This window comes from Lelliottia nimipressuralis (assembly GCF_004402045.1).
Taxonomy (GTDB): Bacteria; Pseudomonadota; Gammaproteobacteria; order Enterobacterales; family Enterobacteriaceae; genus Enterobacter; species Enterobacter chinensis.
Map to the genome: position 1 here is coordinate 601,770 of NZ_SOMG01000030.1, position 16,207 is coordinate 617,976.

At 56.4% G+C, this 16,207-nt stretch carries 18 protein-coding genes; 11 read left to right on the forward strand and 7 right to left on the reverse strand.

Translation table 11 applies throughout. The features are described 5' to 3' along the window. Positions 1-8: 8 nt before the first annotated feature. The gene (locus tag E3U32_RS20520; protein WP_134350261.1) at positions 9-1,973 is read left to right on the forward strand and encodes a peptidase U32 family protein; all 1,965 of its coding nucleotides are present in this window, start codon (positions 9-11) and stop codon (positions 1,971-1,973) included. Here E3U32_RS20520 and E3U32_RS20525 read toward each other — a convergent pair whose 3' ends face one another. Beyond that, entirely contained in the window at positions 1,974-2,204 is a 231-nt protein-coding gene (locus tag E3U32_RS20525) for a DUF2554 family protein (protein WP_134350262.1), read from the reverse strand. It abuts the gene before it with no gap. A gap of 243 nt (positions 2,205-2,447) precedes the next feature. On the opposite strand from E3U32_RS20525, the gene E3U32_RS20530 reads away from it, so the two are divergent. Then, positions 2,448-2,810, forward strand: coding sequence for a hypothetical protein (locus E3U32_RS20530; RefSeq protein ID WP_134350263.1), 363 nt, complete (start codon positions 2,448-2,450; stop codon positions 2,808-2,810). Positions 2,811-2,977: 167 nt separating this feature from the next. Here the strand turns inward: E3U32_RS20530 and E3U32_RS20535 are convergent, their stop codons facing one another. After that, positions 2,978-3,514, reverse strand: coding sequence for a dihydrofolate reductase family protein (locus tag E3U32_RS20535; RefSeq protein ID WP_134350264.1), 537 nt, complete (start codon positions 3,512-3,514; stop codon positions 2,978-2,980). Positions 3,515-3,566: 52 nt separating this feature from the next. Next, complete coding sequence (gene ftrA, locus E3U32_RS20540; RefSeq protein WP_134350265.1) at positions 3,567-4,574, reverse strand: transcriptional regulator FtrA; 1,008 nt, start codon at positions 4,572-4,574, stop codon at positions 3,567-3,569. A 73-nt stretch (positions 4,575-4,647) separates the two neighbouring features. Between ftrA and E3U32_RS20545 the strand changes: the two genes are divergently transcribed. The 8 genes from E3U32_RS20545 (at position 4,648) to zinT (ending at position 12,667) form a co-directional block, all read left to right on the forward strand. Beyond that, complete coding sequence (locus E3U32_RS20545; RefSeq protein ID WP_134350266.1) at positions 4,648-5,061, forward strand: rhodanese-like domain-containing protein; 414 nt, start codon at positions 4,648-4,650, stop codon at positions 5,059-5,061. A 156-nt stretch (positions 5,062-5,217) separates the two neighbouring features. After that, positions 5,218-6,321 carry a cobalamin-independent methionine synthase II family protein gene (locus tag E3U32_RS20550; RefSeq protein WP_134350267.1) on the forward strand — a complete coding sequence of 368 codons (1,104 nt, stop codon included), beginning with the start codon at positions 5,218-5,220 and terminating at the stop codon, positions 6,319-6,321. Between the two features lie 204 nt (positions 6,322-6,525). Then, complete coding sequence (gene urtA, locus E3U32_RS20555; protein ID WP_047348546.1) at positions 6,526-7,797, forward strand: urea ABC transporter substrate-binding protein; 1,272 nt, start codon at positions 6,526-6,528, stop codon at positions 7,795-7,797. 23 nt (positions 7,798-7,820) lie between these two features. Continuing rightward, positions 7,821-9,395, forward strand: coding sequence for an urea ABC transporter permease subunit UrtB (gene urtB, locus E3U32_RS20560; protein WP_134350268.1), 1,575 nt, complete (start codon positions 7,821-7,823; stop codon positions 9,393-9,395). Further along, entirely contained in the window at positions 9,395-10,468 is a 1,074-nt protein-coding gene (gene urtC, locus E3U32_RS20565; protein ID WP_134350269.1) for an urea ABC transporter permease subunit UrtC, read from the forward strand. The genes urtB and urtC overlap by 1 nt, the downstream gene beginning before the upstream one ends. Then, positions 10,468-11,265 carry an urea ABC transporter ATP-binding protein UrtD gene (gene urtD, locus E3U32_RS20570; protein WP_134350270.1) on the forward strand — a complete coding sequence of 266 codons (798 nt, stop codon included), beginning with the start codon at positions 10,468-10,470 and terminating at the stop codon, positions 11,263-11,265. The genes urtC and urtD overlap by 1 nt, the downstream gene beginning before the upstream one ends. Before the next feature lie 9 nt (positions 11,266-11,274). Continuing rightward, positions 11,275-11,973 carry an urea ABC transporter ATP-binding subunit UrtE gene (gene urtE, locus E3U32_RS20575; protein ID WP_134350271.1) on the forward strand — a complete coding sequence of 233 codons (699 nt, stop codon included), beginning with the start codon at positions 11,275-11,277 and terminating at the stop codon, positions 11,971-11,973. 52 nt (positions 11,974-12,025) lie between these two features. Further along, positions 12,026-12,667 carry a metal-binding protein ZinT gene (gene zinT, locus E3U32_RS20580; protein ID WP_134350272.1) on the forward strand — a complete coding sequence of 214 codons (642 nt, stop codon included), beginning with the start codon at positions 12,026-12,028 and terminating at the stop codon, positions 12,665-12,667. 48 nt (positions 12,668-12,715) lie between these two features. Here zinT and ydeE read toward each other — a convergent pair whose 3' ends face one another. Beyond that, on the reverse strand, positions 12,716-13,909 hold the full coding sequence (gene ydeE / locus E3U32_RS20585; RefSeq protein ID WP_134350273.1) for an efflux MFS transporter YdeE: 1,194 nt from the start codon (positions 13,907-13,909) through the stop codon (positions 12,716-12,718). 194 nt (positions 13,910-14,103) lie between these two features. Between ydeE and eamA the strand changes: the two genes are divergently transcribed. After that, the gene (gene eamA, locus E3U32_RS20590; protein ID WP_134350274.1) at positions 14,104-15,006 is read left to right on the forward strand and encodes an O-acetylserine/cysteine exporter; all 903 of its coding nucleotides are present in this window, start codon (positions 14,104-14,106) and stop codon (positions 15,004-15,006) included. 32 nt (positions 15,007-15,038) lie between these two features. Here the strand turns inward: eamA and marB are convergent, their stop codons facing one another. The 3 genes from marB to marR are packed head-to-tail and all read right to left on the reverse strand — an operon-like array spanning position 15,039 to position 16,126. Beyond that, positions 15,039-15,257 (reverse strand): multiple antibiotic resistance protein MarB, encoded by a 219-nt coding sequence (gene marB, locus E3U32_RS20595; protein WP_047348538.1) that lies wholly within the window; start codon positions 15,255-15,257, stop codon positions 15,039-15,041. Between the two features lie 33 nt (positions 15,258-15,290). Then, the gene (gene marA / locus E3U32_RS20600; RefSeq protein ID WP_008502237.1) at positions 15,291-15,671 is read right to left on the reverse strand and encodes an MDR efflux pump AcrAB transcriptional activator MarA; all 381 of its coding nucleotides are present in this window, start codon (positions 15,669-15,671) and stop codon (positions 15,291-15,293) included. Positions 15,672-15,691: 20 nt separating this feature from the next. Next, positions 15,692-16,126, reverse strand: a complete 435-nt coding sequence (gene marR, locus E3U32_RS20605) for a multiple antibiotic resistance transcriptional regulator MarR (RefSeq protein WP_032647191.1) — start codon at positions 16,124-16,126, stop codon at positions 15,692-15,694. Positions 16,127-16,207 lie beyond the last annotated feature (81 nt).

A 16,207-nucleotide genomic window follows, 5' to 3' on the forward strand; every position in this document is an offset into this window, starting at 1 on the left:
GACGAAGTATGCGCCTGCAATCCCATCATCTTGAACTTTTAAGCCCGGCCCGTGACGCCGCCATTGCCCGTGAAGCGATCCTTCATGGTGCAGACGCCGTCTACATTGGCGGTCCTGGCTTCGGTGCCCGCCATAACGCCAGCAACAGCCTGAGCGATATCGCTGAACTGGTGCCGTTCGCCCACCGTTTTGGGGCGAAAGTGTTCGTGACCCTCAACACCATTCTGCATGATGATGAGCTGGAGCCTGCGCAACGTCTGATTACCGATCTCTACCAGACCGGCGTCGATGCCCTGATTGTTCAGGATATGGGCGTGCTTGAACTCGATATTCCCCCCATTGAACTGCATGCCAGCACCCAGTGCGATATCCGCACGGTAGAGAAGGCGAAGTTTCTTTCCGACGTCGGCTTTTCGCAGATCGTCCTGGCGCGCGAGCTTAACCTGAATCAGATCCGCGATATTCACCAGGCGACCGACGCGACGATTGAGTTCTTCATCCACGGCGCGCTGTGCGTCGCCTATTCCGGTCAGTGCAACATTTCTCACGCACAGACGGGCCGCAGCGCCAACCGCGGCGACTGTTCTCAGGCCTGTCGTCTGCCGTATACCCTGAAAGACGATCAGGGCCGCGTCGTGGCGTTTGAAAAACACCTGCTCTCCATGAAGGATAACGATCAGACCGCGAACCTGGGCGCATTGATTGACGCAGGCGTGCGTTCCTTCAAGATTGAAGGGCGTTACAAAGATATGAGCTACGTGAAGAACATCACCGCGCACTATCGCCAGATGCTGGACGCCATTATTGAAGATCGCGGTGACCTGGCATGCGCGTCGGCTGGTCGTACCGAGCATTTCTTCATTCCATCGACAGACAAAACGTTCCACCGCGGCAGCACGGACTATTTTGTGAATGCCCGTAAAGGGGATATCGGCGCGTTTGATTCACCGAAGTTTATCGGTTTACCGGTCGGTGAAGTGCTGAAAGTAGCGAAAGATCACCTTGATGTCGAAGTGACGGAACCGCTGGCGAACGGCGATGGCCTGAACGTGATGATCAAGCGTGAAGTTGTCGGCTTCCGTGCCAATACGGTCGAAAAGACCGGTGAAAATCGCTACCGCGTATGGCCGAATGAAATGCCGGCCGACCTCTATAAAGCGCGACCGAATGCGGCGCTTAACCGCAACCTCGATCATAACTGGCAGCAGGCGTTGCTGAAAACCTCCAGCGAACGCCGCATCGCGGTGGACATTGAGCTGGGAGGCTGGGAAGAGCAGCTTATTCTGACCATGACCTGTGAAGACGGTATCAGCGTGACGCATACCCTTGACGGCCTGTTCGAGGTGGCAAATAACGCGGAAAAAGCGCTTAACAGCCTGAAGGATGGCGTGGCGAAGCTGGGGCAGACGATTTACTATGCGCGCGCTATCGACGTGAATCTGCCGGACGCGTTGTTCGTGCCGAACAGCCTGCTTAACGCGTTCCGCCGCGAAACGGCAGAAATGCTGGATGCTGCACGTCTGGCGCAGTACCCGCGCGGCAGCCGTAAAGCCGAAACCGTCCCGGCACCCGTTTACCCGGATACGCATTTATCCTTCCTGGCCAACGTCTACAACCATAAAGCCCGTGAATTCTATCATCGCCACGGCGTGCAGCTGATCGACGCGGCCTATGAAGCGCACGAAGAGAAGGGCGACGTGCCGGTGATGATCACCAAGCACTGTCTCCGCTTCGCGTTTAACCTGTGTCCGAAGCAGGCGAAAGGGAATATCAAAAGCTGGAAAGCCACCCCCATGCAGCTGGTGAATGGTGATGAAGTCCTGACCCTCAAATTTGACTGCCGTCCCTGCGAAATGCATGTGATTGGCAAGATGAAAAACCACATCTTCAAAATGCCGCAGCCCGGCAGTATTGTGGCGTCCGTCAGTCCGGACGATCTGATGAAAACCCTGCCAAAGCGCAAGGGCAGCTAATTACCGAACGTGCGTGTCCGGTTTGCGCGATTTCTGCCACAGGTGGTGTTCGCGCAAACCCTCCGCCGACTCTTCCGCAGCGCTTCGCAACTCATCGCTGTCGGCTTCATGACGAAGCTGATGCTCCACATATTTTACCCATATATATTCATGCCCGTTGTGTCCAGCCATTATCTTGCCTGAAAACAGCGCGCAGATAAGCATGACGAGAGATAACCCTTTTTTTATCATGGATTCACCGCTGAATGATATTGCGGGATAATCATGTCGCTTATTTTTTAGGGTTATTATTCAAAAGTTCAAATTAGTGCAAAGAGAATGTCAAAGAGTGTGGATGTTAAAAAGCAACCTAAGATTATTCCTAAAAATGTATGTCTCTTTGTAAACTCCCATTTATGGTACACAATTGGACAGTTCCATTAAGGATAAATCCTATATAATAGCTATCTCTGGCTAAGGAACAGGTCTACATAAATGAAAAAAATAATGGCGCTTGCGCTTCTGGTGGTTGCAGTAGGAGCCGCTGCGGGGGCTCATTATGCCGGTAATGACGCACCTGAATATATTCAGTCCGCAGAAACTCGCGTGGGTTCATATTTAACCAGCGATTATGGGCACGTTGCCTGTAATAGCACCAAAGTTAACGATCAGCGTTGGGAATTAGACTGCGCCAATCAGACGAGAGGAAAAACATTCCAGTTTGCCGTGTATCCGTCTGAAAAAGCACCCTATGGTGTCTCGCGTTCATTTTATCTTGAAGCCATCAATGATGACGCAAAACAGAGTGCTGAACAGGGCCTGATGCGTTATTTGCAAATCAATACCCAGGCAGGTTAATAGCGCTGTTGAGGGTTCGTTAAGATAAAAGGTGGTAGGTTGTAAGGGATCCGCTGCCCGGCCATGGAGTGTCGGGACGTAGAGACCAAAATACAAATCTATCCATGCAAGCATTTACCGCCAGATAATGGCGGTTTTTTTTTGCCCGCAGCGGCGCTGGCACGGTTTTATGACGTTACCCGATAGTGCGACTGCACCAGGCCCGAAGGGAAGCTGCGGCTTGATACCAGCGTTAAATCGATATCCTGGTGAAGGGTTCCAAACAGCGCTTTACCCGACCCGAGCAGGACAGGAACGGTAGTGATAACCATATCGGCAACCAGCCCTTCGCGCAGGAACGACTGTATCACCCGGCCGCCATCGAGATAGACGCGATGGACGTTTTGCGCGGCCAAATCGTCGAGAACCTCCTTTGGCGTGCGTCCTGAAAACTGTACTTTGCCCTTCAGCGCCTCCGGCACGGGAGTATCGGCCAGCTGCCGGGAGAGCACCAGTACGGGCCGGTCATAAGGCCATGTATCAAAGGTCAACACCTTTTCATAGCTCCCCCGGCCCATGACGATCCACTCTTTGTCTGCGATAAACGCCGTATAGCCATGATCTTCTGTCGGGTCATCGCGCTGCAAAAGCCAGTCGATATCGTCATTCTCTCGGGCGATGTAGCCATCAAGACTGACCGCGATAAAAACGTGTGTGGTAACCATCAGGTGCTCCGTATTCCTGCGTCATCAACGTGTCGATATCCAGACGGCTCCCTCAGCGGGCAGCGTCGGGACGTGAAAATTGTTTGCGATACTGGGCCGGGGAAAGCGCGAACTGCTGGCGAAAATGATGACGCAGTGCCGAGGCCTGACCAAACCCGGTCTGTTCAGCGATGCTGTCGATGCTTAAACGACTACTTTCCAGGTAATCTTTGGCCCGCAGCAGGCGTTCATTGATTAACCAGCGCGCAGGCGTCGTTCCGGTTGCCGCCTCGAAGCGACGAAGAAAGGTGCGCTGGCTCATGCCAACCCGACGCGCGAGCGAGTCGACGCTGTGCGGCTCGACAAGATGCGTGTGCAAAAAATCAAACAGCTGGCCCAGACGCTGGCTTTCGCGCAGCTGCGCCACCGGGCGACTCAGCTGCTGCGGCTGCGAGCCGTCCCTGTGAGGGGGAATGACCAGCCGACGCGCCACGCTGTTAGCGGTTTCCATTCCATAATCCCGGCGTACAACGTGAAGACAGAGATCGATCCCCGCCGCGCTGCCTGCGGAGGTCAGTATATTCCCTTCGTCCTGGTAGAGCACATTCTCGACCACGTCGACGTCGGGGTAGCGGGCTTTAAGCGCGTCAACGTAGCGCCAGTGCGTCGTGGCTTTGCGTCCGTCCAGTAGCCCCGACGCGGCCAGGACAAACACGCCCGAACAGATGGACAGCAGCTGACAGCCCCGCGCGCTGGCCTGACGTAAGGCGCTGCAGAGCGCGTCCGGAACCGGTGCATCCAGACCCCGCCAGCCCGGCACGACGATCAGGTCGGCAGACTCAAGCAGGGAAATATCACCGTCGGTAATGATGCGGATCCCGCCCGTCGCCCGAAGCTCACCGCTATCCACGCCCGCCACCGCAAAACGGTACCATTCGTTCCCCAGCTCGGGACGCGGCAGGCCGAAGATCTCCACCGCCACGCCAAACTCAAAGGTACACAGACCGTCATACGCCAGCACGACCACCTTCGGGCGGGGAGTTTGTCTTAAGTTTGTCATCTTTTTGCTGTTTTCTGGCATAAGCGAGCGCATTCACGGGCTGAATTTGTGGATAGAGTAGTGTTAACACAAACGCTAAAGATGAGGAAGTTTCATGAGCTATGTTACTGAATTTCCGGCTGCAGAGCCGCAGGAAGCCGTCACCCATTTTCTGCGTCGCCTGAGCGTCGAGACCGACTGCGCAGATGTGCATCACGCCATTGTCAATCATGAGCAGGACTTCGTGCTGCTTCACGTGGTGGGAAGCCCGGAGCAGTTTGCCCGCCGGCACGTGCCCGGCGCCTTGCACCTGCCACGGAGCCAGATTACCGCGGAACGTATGGCTCAATGGCCTGAGGGCACGCTGTTCGTCGTCTACTGCGCGGGGCCACACTGTAACGGCGCGGACAGAGCCGCGCTAAAGCTGGCGCGTCTTGGGCTGCCGGTCAAAATCATGCTAGGGGGGATCACCGGCTGGGAAGATGAAAAGTTCGCCTTTGCCAGCAGCGAAGCCGCCGCCGCACTGTGAACATGAATTTTTTTCAACACCCGTGAAATTTTCTCGTTTGCCGGAACAGGACAGGTATGACATCTTTTTTGGACATTTAGACATCCAGAAGTCTAAAAATTCAAATAATGAATTATCACTGCTGGCAATTATCGTCGGCAGACTGAGGAGATTTCCATGCAACGACACCATGCCCCATACCGCGCCGATGTAGTTGGCAGTTTTTTACGTCCGGATGCCATCAAACAGGCTCGCCTGAAATTTGCCAGCGGCGAAATAGACGCCGGACAGCTTCGTGCGGCTGAGGATGACGCTATCCGCCATGTTGTTGAGCAACAGTGCGCGTGCGGGCTGAATGTGGTCACCGACGGCGAATTCCGCCGAGCCTGGTGGCACTTCGACTTCTTCGACGGTCTGCAGGGCGTGGAGCGTTACGATTCACAGCAGGGCATTCAGTTCAACGGGGTGCAAACCAAAGCCCACGGCGTGCGCGTTACCGGCAAGCTGGGCTTTGGCGAGCATCCGATGCTCGAAGATTTTCGTTATCTGAAAAGCATCAGCGGTAATGCTCAGCCGAAGATGACGATCCCCAGCCCGAGCGTGCTGCATTTCCGCGGCGGTCGCAAAGACATTGATGCGAACGTGTATCCGGACCTGAACGTTTATTTTGACGATCTGGCGACCACCTGGCGCGACGCCATCCGCGCCTTCTACGACGCGGGCTGCCGTTACCTGCAGCTGGATGACACCGTCTGGGCCTATCTCTGTTCGGACGATCAGCGCCGTCAGATCCGCGAGCGCGGGGACGATGCCGATGAGCTGGCGCGCATTTATGCCCGCGTGCTGAACAAGGCCCTGGAGGGCAAGCCGGACGATCTGACCATCGGGCTGCACGTCTGCCGCGGTAACTTCCGTTCAACCTGGATCTCCGAAGGTGGCTATGAGCCGGTGGCGGAAGTGCTGTTTGGCACGGTCAACGTTGACGCGTTCTTCCTTGAATATGATAACGACCGTAGCGGAGATTTCGCGCCGCTACGCTTTGTTCGCCCTGGCAAGCAGCAGGTGGTGTTGGGTCTTATCACCACTAAAAATGGTGAGCTGGAGAACCCGGAAGGGATTAAAGCCCGTCTGGAAGAGGCGGCGAAATACGTGGCGAAAGATCAAATTTGCCTCAGCCCACAGTGCGGCTTTGCCTCTACCGAAGAGGGGAACAGCCTGAGCGAAACCCAGCAGTGGGACAAAGTCCGGCTGGTAACGCAGATCGCCAGCGAAGTCTGGTAATCACGTTTTTCCCCAGCGCTGCATTATAAAAGTGCAGCGCTGGGCTATTCTGAGACATTCTCTTTACATCCTGCGCTTCACCTCCTGCATTCGCGCTTTCTTCATTCTGGCATCCTTTTTGCTCCTGCTTCGCTGACACATTTTTATTCGCGTCCACGCCGTAACGGACGTCTTCGCACAGCGTTCTTTTTCAGGAGTGAAAATATGCATCGTCGTACTTTATTAAAAGCCTTTGCGTTGTCTGCCTCTGTCGTTGCTATGGGAATGAGTTTCGGCGTGCAGGCGGCCGATACCATCAAAGTGGGGATCATGCATTCTCTTTCCGGCACCATGGCGATCTCCGAAACCCCGCTAAAAGACGTTGCCCTGATGACGATTGATGAGATCAACGCCAAAGGTGGCGTGCTGGGTAAGAAGCTGGAGCCGGTGGTGGTTGACCCGGCCTCAAACTGGCCGCTGTTTGCCGAGAAAGCGCGCCAGCTGTTGAGTCAGGATAAAGTGGCGGTAGTGTTTGGCTGCTGGACGTCGGTCTCGCGCAAATCCGTCCTGCCTGTTTTCGAGGAGCTGAACGGCCTGCTGTTCTACCCGGTGCAATACGAGGGCGAGGAAATGTCGCCGAATGTCTTCTATACCGGCGCGGCGCCGAACCAGCAGGCCATCCCGGCGGTGGAATACCTGATGAGCGAAGACGGCGGTGCGGCGAAACGCTTCTTCCTGCTGGGCACGGACTACGTCTATCCGCGTACCACCAACAAAATACTGCGCGCCTTCCTGCACTCGAAAGGGGTTGAGGATAAGGACATCGAAGAGGTTTATACCCCGTTTGGCCATAGCGACTACCAGACCATCGTCGCCAACATCAAGAAATTCTCTGCGGGCGGCAAAACTGCCGTGGTCTCGACCATCAACGGCGATTCCAACGTTCCGTTCTACAAAGAGCTGGCTAACCAGGGGCTGAAGGCGACGGACGTGCCGGTGGTGGCGTTCTCCGTGGGTGAAGAAGAGCTGCGCGGGATCGACACCAAGCCGCTGGTCGGCAACCTGGCCGCGTGGAACTACTTTGAGTCCGTCGATAACCCGACCAACCAGGCCTTCGTGGCGGACTATAAAGCCTATGCCAAAGCACATAAGCTGCCGAACGCCGATACCGTGGTGACCAACGACCCGATGGAAGCCACCTACGTGGGCATCCATATGTGGGCGCAGGCGGTAGAAAAAGCGGGCTCCACCGATGTGGATAAAGTGCGTGCGGCAATGGCCGGCCAGTCCTTTAAAGCACCGTCTGGCTTTACGCTCACCATGGATGCTACCAACCACCATCTGCATAAGCCGGTCATGATCGGCGAAATCGAAGGCAACGGCCAGTTTAACGTGGTGTGGCAGACGGAACAGCCGGTACGCGCTCAGCCATGGAGCCCGTTCATTGCCGGGAATGACAAAAAGCCCGACCAGCCGATGAAAACCGCCAGTAACTAAGCCATCACCGCAGGGAGAAAGCCATGAACCTCATACGCACGATTGTCGCGCTTGTATGGCTTACCGGACTGCTGCCAGGGATGGCGCAGGCATCGGATGCCGATCGTTTTGTTGCCGCCAGTCGCAGCCAGCAGGCGGAATTGCTGACGCAGTGGGCCGCGTCGCCGGATGCAGCAAGGTTGCCGCTGCTCCAGGCGCTGCAAAAGGAAAACCTCTACGTCGACGCACAGAAGCACGCCTTTGCACAACGCAATGGCGACGTCATCCCGCTCGGTGAAAGTCAGGCGGCAGCAGGGCCAACCAAAGCCGTTCGCCTGACTAACCGGCTGCGCGTGCTTGCCGCAACGGCCATCGCCACCCATCAGCTCGTCAGTGACAGCGTCACCGAAAGGCGCGCGGCAGCACGTCAGCTTCAGCGGGATGCCCAGCCCGGGATGTTGGCCTTTCTGGAAACGCGGCTAAAGGATGAAACGGACGCGGTGGCGCGTCAGGCGCTGTTGCTGGCGGTGGCGAATCTCCAGCTGACCAGCCCGCAGGCAGAGGTGCGTCGCAAAGCAGTCGAACGGCTAGGGCAGTCCGACGATCCGGACGTGGAGTCCAGACTTACTCCGTTTACCCAGGTGCAGACCGAGCCTGACGGCGGGGTTCGCGCCGCCGCGCAGGAGAGCCTTAGCCAGATCCAGCATCGACTGATGTGGGGTGACCTCCTGGGCCAGGCGTTTATGGGGCTGTCGCTGGGGTCGGTGCTGCTGCTGGCAGCGCTGGGGCTCGCCATCACCTACGGTCTGCTGGGCGTGATTAATATGGCGCACGGCGAGATGCTGATGCTTGGCGCGTATGCCACGTGGATGGTGCAGCAGGCGATGGCCGGGCTTGCTCCCCAGTGGCTGGCGCTCTATCCCGTTATTGCGCTGCCGGTCGCATTCTGCCTGACGGCGGGCATCGGGATGGTGCTGGAGCGCACCGTGATTCGTCATCTGTATGGCCGTCCGCTGGAAACGCTGCTAGCGACGTGGGGGATCAGCCTGATGCTTATCCAGCTGGTGCGCATGACGTTTGGCGCCCAGAACCTGGAGGTGGCGAACCCGGCATGGCTTTCCGGGGGAGTGCAGGTTTTTGCCAACCTGACCCTGCCGTGGAACCGTATCGTTGTGCTGGGCTTCGTGCTGCTGGTGCTGTTCTTCACCTGGCTCATTCTGAATAAAACCCGCCTGGGTCTGAACGTGCGCGCGGTGACGCAAAACCGCAGCATGGCCGCCTGCTGCGGCGTGCCGACCGGGCGTGTGGATATGTTGGCGTTTGGACTGGGGTCCGGCATTGCGGGTCTGGGCGGCGTGGCGCTATCCCAGCTCGGTAACGTCGGGCCGGAGCTGGGTCAGGGGTACATCATCGACTCGTTCCTTGTGGTCGTTCTCGGCGGGGTTGGCCAGCTGGCAGGCAGCGTCGCCGCGGCGTTTGGTCTGGGGATCTTCAATAAAATCCTTGAACCGCAGATGGGGGCCGTGCTGGGTAAAATCCTGATTCTGGTGGCGATCGTGCTGTTTATTCAGAAACGCCCTCAGGGGCTGTTTGCGCTGAAAGGGAGGGTAATTGACTGATGAGCCAGCCGCTGACCTTAACGCTGGCGCGTAAAGCGCCGCGCACAACGCAGATTGCCGGCAGCCTGCTGGTGGTGTGTCTGCTGATATTGCCGTTTTTCGCCTTACTGCCCGCGACGCATCCGCTGGCGCTATCGACCTGGATGCTGACCCTTCTCGGGAAGATCCTCTGCTATGCCATCGTTGCGGTGGCGCTGGATCTGGTATGGGGCTATGCCGGCATGCTCTCCCTGGGGCATGGCATTTTCTTCGCTCTGGGCGGCTATGCGATGGGTATGTACCTGATGCGCCAGGCGGCGGGTGACGGTCTGCCTGCGTTTATGTCGTTTCTCTCCTGGAGCGAACTGCCGTGGTTCTGGTGGGGAACCCAGCATTTTGCCTGGACGCTGGTACTGATTGTGTTGGTCCCCGGGCTGCTGGCGCTGGTGTTTGGCTGGTTTGCCTTCCGCTCAAAGATCAAAGGGGTCTATTTCTCGATTATGACCCAGGCGTTGACCTATGCCGGGATGCTGCTGTTCTTTCGCAACGAAACCGGCTTTGGCGGCAATAACGGCTTTACCGGCTTCACCACGCTGCTCGGATTTTCGGTGACGGAAACCACTACGCGTGTCGCGCTGTTTCTGGCGACCGTACTGTTGCTGCTCCTGGCGCTGGGCAGCGGATTCGCGCTGGCGAAGAGCAAGTTTGGCCGCATTCTGACGGCCGTTCGCGACGCCGAAAACCGCCTGACGTTTTGCGGATACGACCCGCGCGGGTTCAAGCTGCTGGTATGGACGCTCTCTGCGGTGCTGTGCGGCCTGGCCGGCGCGCTGTATGTCCCGCAGGTGGGCATTATCAACCCCGGTGAAATGTCGCCGACAAACTCGATAGAAGCCGCCATCTGGGTGGCGCTGGGTGGGCGCGGAACGTTGGTCGGGCCGGTGATTGGCGCGGCGCTGGTCAACGGGGCGAAGAGCTTCTTCACCGTCGCGATGCCGGAGTACTGGCAGCTGTTTCTGGGATTGATTTTTATCGCCGTCACGCTGTTTTTACCGCGCGGCGTCTACGGCCTGTTTCGCAAGGGAGAAAAATAATGCAGCCAGCCGAAGGGTTATTCACTCGCCAGTTGCCCGGCGATCGCTACCGCGAACAGACCGACCCGGTGCTTCAGCTTGAATCCATTAACGTGAATTTTGATGGGTTTCAGGCCCTGACCGATCTCTCGCTGAATATCGGCGTGGGCGAGTTGCGCTGCGTGATTGGTCCCAACGGGGCTGGTAAAACCACGCTGATGGACGTGATCACCGGCAAGACGCGGCCAAAAAGCGGGCGAGCTATTTACGATCAGTCCGTCGATCTGACCGGGCTGGAGCCTGCGGCCATCGCCCGTCAGGGCATCGGGCGTAAATTCCAGAAACCCACGGTCTTTGAGGCGCTGACGGTGTGGGAAAACCTCGAAATCGCGATGAAAACCGATAAATCCGTCTGGGCGAGCCTGCGGGCCACGCTCAACGGTGAGCAGCGCGACCGTATCGATGAGATGCTGGTTTTGCTTCGCCTTAGCAACGAGCGGGACCGCCGCGCCGGGCTGCTTTCGCACGGGCAAAAACAGTTCCTGGAGATTGGCATGCTGCTGGTGCAGGACCCGCACCTGCTGCTGCTGGATGAACCCGCCGCCGGGATGACCGACGCGGAAACGGAATATACCGCAGAGTTGTTCAAAACGCTGGCGGGCAAACATTCCCTGATGGTGGTGGAGCACGATATGGGCTTTGTGGAAACCATCGCCGATCGCGTGACGGTGCTTCATCAGGGGCGCGTGCTGGCGGAAGGGTCGCTTCGCGAGGTGCAGGCCAACGAGCAGGTGATTGAAGTCTATCTGGGACGTTAAGGAGAGGGGATGTTACAGGTCAACGAACTGAATCAGTATTACGGCGGAAGCCATATCCTGCGCGGTGTGAGCTTTGAAGCCGTCACCGGAGAAGTTACCTGCCTGCTGGGGCGCAACGGCGTAGGGAAAACCACGCTGCTGAAGTGTCTGATGGGGCTGATCCCGGCGAAAACCGGGGAGGTCATCTGGCAGGGGAAAAAGATCACCCACAGCAAGCCGCACCAGCGGGTGCACTCTGGCGTGGCGTATGTTCCGCAGGGACGGGAGATTTTCCCGCGCCTGACCGTGGAAGAGAATCTCCTGCTGGGGCTGTCGCGCTTTTCCGCCCGCGAGGCAAAGCAGGTGCCGGACGAGATCTGGCAGCTGTTCCCGGTGCTCAAAGAGATGAAGCACCGTCGCGGGGGCGATCTCTCCGGTGGACAGCAGCAGCAGCTGGCGATTGGTCGCGCGCTGGCGAGCCGCCCGCAGCTGCTGATCCTCGATGAGCCCACGGAAGGCATACAGCCTTCGGTGATTAAGGAGATTGGCCAGGTGATCCGCACCCTGGCGGACCGGGGGGATATGGCAATTCTGCTGGTCGAGCAGTTTTACGACTTTGCCGCCGAACTGGCCGACAGCTACCTGCTGATGTCGCGCGGCACCATCATTCAGCGCGGGCGGGGAGAAAACATGGAGCAGGAGGGCGTTCGCGGGCTGGTTGCGATTTGAAATGTTATAATATAACATTCTCATTCTTATAAAACGGAATGAGGGTGTTATTTTGGCTGCACATATTGGGAAATTTGCCATGACTCTGGGGGCGATGCTGGTCAGCGGCCAGCTGTTTGCCCATTCACACGGACACGCGATGACCGAAGCGGAACAAAAGGCGGCGAATGGCGTCTTTGAGGACAAAGACGTCAAGGACAGACAGCTGTCTGACTGGGACGGCACCTGGCAGTCGGTCTATCCGTTCCTGCAGGATGGCTCGCTGGATCCGGTGTTTAAACAGAAAGCGCAGAAAGACAAAAGCAAATCCTTCGACCAGGTAAAAGCGTATTACCGCACGGGGTATGCGACGGATGTGGATGCCATCGGCATCGAAAATAACGTGATGGAATTTCATAAGGGCAAAGCGGTCAGTAGCTGTCGTTATGATTACAGCGGGTACAAAATTTTGACCTACGCATCGGGCAAAAAGGGCGTTCGCTATCTGTTCGAGTGTAAGGACGCCAGCAGCAAGGCACCGAAGTTTGTGCAGTTCAGCGACCATACCATCGCGCCGAAGCCCTCTTCGCATTTCCACATTTTCATGGGCAACACCTCCCACGAGGCGCTGCTGAAAGAGATGGATAACTGGCCGACCTATTATCCGAACGAGATGTACAAAGAGCAGGTGGTGGAGGAGATGTTGCACCACTAGGCTGTTGTTGTTGCCGGGTGGCGGCTACGCCTTACCCGGCCTACAGCGCTACGCTACGTTGGGCGTTTCGCACCACGCCTTCACGCTCATGCCACGCAAAATCATCAACCATGCAACGACAATGGCGGCCATCATAATCACGAACAATGACCAGTGCGGCAGGTTGGTCAGGATAATACCGGTGATCATCGGGTTTGCCGCCGCGCCGAGCCAGCCCAGCGCCTGAGCGGAGAAGTAGCTGGCTTTCATCCCCGGCGGGGCGATGTTGTCGATCAGCATGTATTCGCCTGGCGCATAGATAATCTCACCCAGCGTAAAGATGGCGGCAGCGATGCCCCAGTAAATCAGGTTTTCACCGGAGAGCATAAAGCCGGCCAACCCAACGATAAAGAACAGGGTTGCTGCGGTCATCAGCGGGCGAATGTTGCGGGCTGAGATCTTGCGGCCCAGGGCGTACTGCAGTGTCACCACCACGGCGGCGTTGACGGGCAGCACCACGGCGACCACCTTTTCGGCGAAATTACTGTCTGCATGCGCGGCCAGGACATACTGCGAAATGCAGGTTGCGAACGATCCGCCGACGTATGACGCGAGCAGGCCAGAGAGCGTGTACCAGAACAGAGCGCGGTCTTTCAGCAATACTGACGGCTGCCACGGCATCTTCTCCTCGGCGGTATCTAACGCCACGCTCTTTTGCACGAAGAAATGGATAAACCCCAGCGGCAGGGCGGCGCAGAAGGCCGCCAGCCAGAACGGGAGTTGCAGGCTGTACATCACCAGCAGGGTGCCAATCGGCGGCCCGATCGTCCAGCCAATATTCAGGAAGCTGTAGTTCAGCGAAAAAACGCGGGCTTTTTCACTTGAGGTCAGCACGTCGGAGAACCAGGCTTTCAGCACCGTCGAAAAAACGGAATAGGCGCAGTTGATCAGCGCAAAGAACAGCACCACCAGGGTGACGTTATCCACCAGCGGGATCGCCACAAATCCGGCGATAAAGGCCACAATCGCGATCAGCATGTAGCGTTTTTTATCGAACTTATCGGCCAGAATGCCAAATCCCAGGCTGAATACCACGCCAATGGTCAACGCAATCGTCAGGGCATAACCAATATTCTCGACGCTCATGCTATAGACGCGCGTGAGATAAATGGTCATAAACGGCAGCGTTGCCCCCCGACCGATAGTTAATAACAATGACGATGCCAGCAGCGCTGCGGTTGAGCGCCTGAGAGATGGTTTCATATTCCTGCCCGACAAATGCTTATGCTTTTTTATGTTGTGTTCTAAAAGGATTACCACGACATAAGGAGCTTGTATAGCGCCCAATTTATCCGTAAGTGCTTCGCCTGACTGCCAGAATTAATGATCTTCTCGCGGCGCAGTTTTTTCTGTTACCTTGAAGTGTTAACAAATAATTAATAATTCAGGGGCAGGGTATGACGCGTAAAGACGGGCTGCTGGCGTTGCTGGTGGTCGTAGTATGGGGACTCAATTTTGTGGTCATCAAGCTGGGGCTTCATAACATGCCTCCGCTCATGCTGGCCGGTTTGCGGTTTATGCTGGTTGCGTTCCCGGCCATCTTCTTTGTCGCCCGTCCTAAAATCCCCTTAAAACTGCTGCTGGGCTACGGTCTGACCATCAGCTTTGGCCAGTTCGCGTTTCTCTTCTGCGCCATCAAGTTCGGTATGCCGGCCGGTCTTGCCTCGCTGGTTTTACAGGCGCAGGCGTTCTTTACCATTATTCTCGGCGCGTTTGTGTTTGGCGAACGCCTGCAGGGTAAACAGCTGGCGGGCATTACGCTGGCGGTGTTTGGCGTGCTGGTGCTGATAGAGGCCAGTCTGAATGGACAACACGTGGCGCTGCTGGGCTTTATGCTGACGTTGGCGGCAGGGCTGAGCTGGGCCTGCGGGAATATCTTCAACAAGCTGATTATGCAGCATGAAGCACGTCCGCAGGTGATGTCCCTGGTGGTGTGGAGCGCCCTGATCCCCGTTTTACCGTTTATGGTCGCGGCGTGGATCCTGGATGGCCCTCAGGTCATGCTCAACAGCCTGGTTGAGATCGATCTGACCACCATCCTTTCTCTGGTCTATCTGGCCTTTGTCGCCACCATTGTGGGCTACGGGATCTGGGGCTCGCTGCTGGGCCGCTATGAAACCTGGCGCGTCGCGCCGTTATCCCTGCTGGTTCCGGTTGTGGGGCTTGCCAGTGCGACACTGTTGCTGGATGAAACGCTGAACGCGCTGCAGCTGCTGGGCGCAGTGCTGATCATGGCCGGGCTGTATATTAATGTCTTTGGCCTGCGCGTGCGTCGGGTGACGCGGGTAAGAAAGGCATAAAAAAAGCCCCGCGTCTGCGGGGCAAAAACGAATCAGAGGCCGTGCTGATTATAATAAGGCACGCCTAATTCGTCGGATTTGTCGCTACCAGCACCCATATGGTTGAAATCATAAGGCGTCTGGTCATGTGCTGACGGCAAAATCATCGTATCAGGATTATTTTGCTGCGTTGCACGAGGGGTTTGCTCCGCGAAGGTCTGGCTGGAGAACAGCACCAGCAAGGCGAGGGCGGCGGAGGCGGTAACTTTCATGATTTCCTCGGTTACGTCTGTTACAGGCGATGATTAACTACAGTGTTTTAACGGATACAGGTATCGGGATTCACCCGGCACGCTGGTGATTCGGTACTTATGAGGCGGCACGTCAAAATAGTTCTTGAACGTACGCGTCAGGGTTTGTTGCGATTCAAATCCGTAACGCTCCGCCAGGTAAAGGATCGGCTCATTGCTTTCTTTCAGCTTCTGGGCAATTTCCGTCAGCTTGCGGCTGCGAATGTATTGACCTAATGAATGGCCGGTCTCTTTTTTGAACATCCGTTGCAGGTGCCATTTGGAGTAACCTGAACGCTCTGACACTTTTTCAAGGGAGAGCGGCGATTCCAGGTTATCTTCGATCCAGTCCAAAATGCTATGAATGGTGATAGCGTCAGTATTGCGTCTGGACATCGTCATACCTCTTTTTCTGTTTACGGCAGTATTTTCTTCAGCAAAAGCTCAAGGGTTGCCACTTCATCTGCCGTTAAGTTTTTTGTTAGTTCCTGATGCAGTGTTTGTCCTACTAATTGATGACATTGCTCGCACATGTCCGCGCCATCGCTGGTCAGCTTCACCAGTACGCCGCGTTTGTCATTCGGGTTAGGGCTTCGTTCTATCCATCCTTTGCAGACGAGACGATCGAGCATGCGGGTTAACGCACCCAGATCGACAGAGAGCACCTTTTTCAGCTCAACCGGTGTGATACACACTTCGCAGCGAATGGAACACAGCACTTTGAACTGTGTCGCGGTGATATCCAGCGGTGACAGATAGTCGTTGAGCAGGCGATCTTTTTTCTGATTTACCATATGAATAAGACGACCCAGCGGAACAACGTCGTTAAAGATATCACTGGTGCTTTTCACAATGGTTGCCCTGGCAAGTAGTTAGTCACGGCAGATATTATTGCTCAGGCAAGTATAAGTCAACTGAATGAATTAGCCGAT

Bases quoted from the DNA above. Each gene is read 5' to 3' on its own strand.
- E3U32_RS20520 (WP_134350261.1), top strand. From the start codon at position 9: ATGCGCCTGCAATCCCATCATCTTGAACTTTTAAGCCCGGCCCGTGAC.
- E3U32_RS20535 (WP_134350264.1), bottom strand. From the start codon at position 3,514: ATGGTTACCACACACGTTTTTATCGCGGTCAGTCTTGATGGCTACATC.
- urtB (WP_134350268.1), top strand. From the start codon at position 7,821: ATGAACCTCATACGCACGATTGTCGCGCTTGTATGGCTTACCGGACTG.
- E3U32_RS20530 (WP_134350263.1), top strand. From the start codon at position 2,448: ATGAAAAAAATAATGGCGCTTGCGCTTCTGGTGGTTGCAGTAGGAGCC.
- marB (WP_047348538.1), bottom strand. From the start codon at position 15,257: ATGAAAGTTACCGCCTCCGCCGCCCTCGCCTTGCTGGTGCTGTTCTCC.
- urtC (WP_134350269.1), top strand. From the start codon at position 9,395: ATGAGCCAGCCGCTGACCTTAACGCTGGCGCGTAAAGCGCCGCGCACA.
- E3U32_RS20525 (WP_134350262.1), bottom strand. From the start codon at position 2,204: ATGATAAAAAAAGGGTTATCTCTCGTCATGCTTATCTGCGCGCTGTTT.
- ydeE (WP_134350273.1), bottom strand. From the start codon at position 13,909: ATGAAACCATCTCTCAGGCGCTCAACCGCAGCGCTGCTGGCATCGTCA.
- urtD (WP_134350270.1), top strand. From the start codon at position 10,468: ATGCAGCCAGCCGAAGGGTTATTCACTCGCCAGTTGCCCGGCGATCGC.
- eamA (WP_134350274.1), top strand. From the start codon at position 14,104: ATGACGCGTAAAGACGGGCTGCTGGCGTTGCTGGTGGTCGTAGTATGG.
- E3U32_RS20550 (WP_134350267.1), top strand. From the start codon at position 5,218: ATGCAACGACACCATGCCCCATACCGCGCCGATGTAGTTGGCAGTTTT.
- marA (WP_008502237.1), bottom strand. From the start codon at position 15,671: ATGTCCAGACGCAATACTGACGCTATCACCATTCATAGCATTTTGGAC.
- E3U32_RS20545 (WP_134350266.1), top strand. From the start codon at position 4,648: ATGAGCTATGTTACTGAATTTCCGGCTGCAGAGCCGCAGGAAGCCGTC.
- ftrA (WP_134350265.1), bottom strand. From the start codon at position 4,574: ATGCCAGAAAACAGCAAAAAGATGACAAACTTAAGACAAACTCCCCGC.
- urtE (WP_134350271.1), top strand. From the start codon at position 11,275: ATGTTACAGGTCAACGAACTGAATCAGTATTACGGCGGAAGCCATATC.
- urtA (WP_047348546.1), top strand. From the start codon at position 6,526: ATGCATCGTCGTACTTTATTAAAAGCCTTTGCGTTGTCTGCCTCTGTC.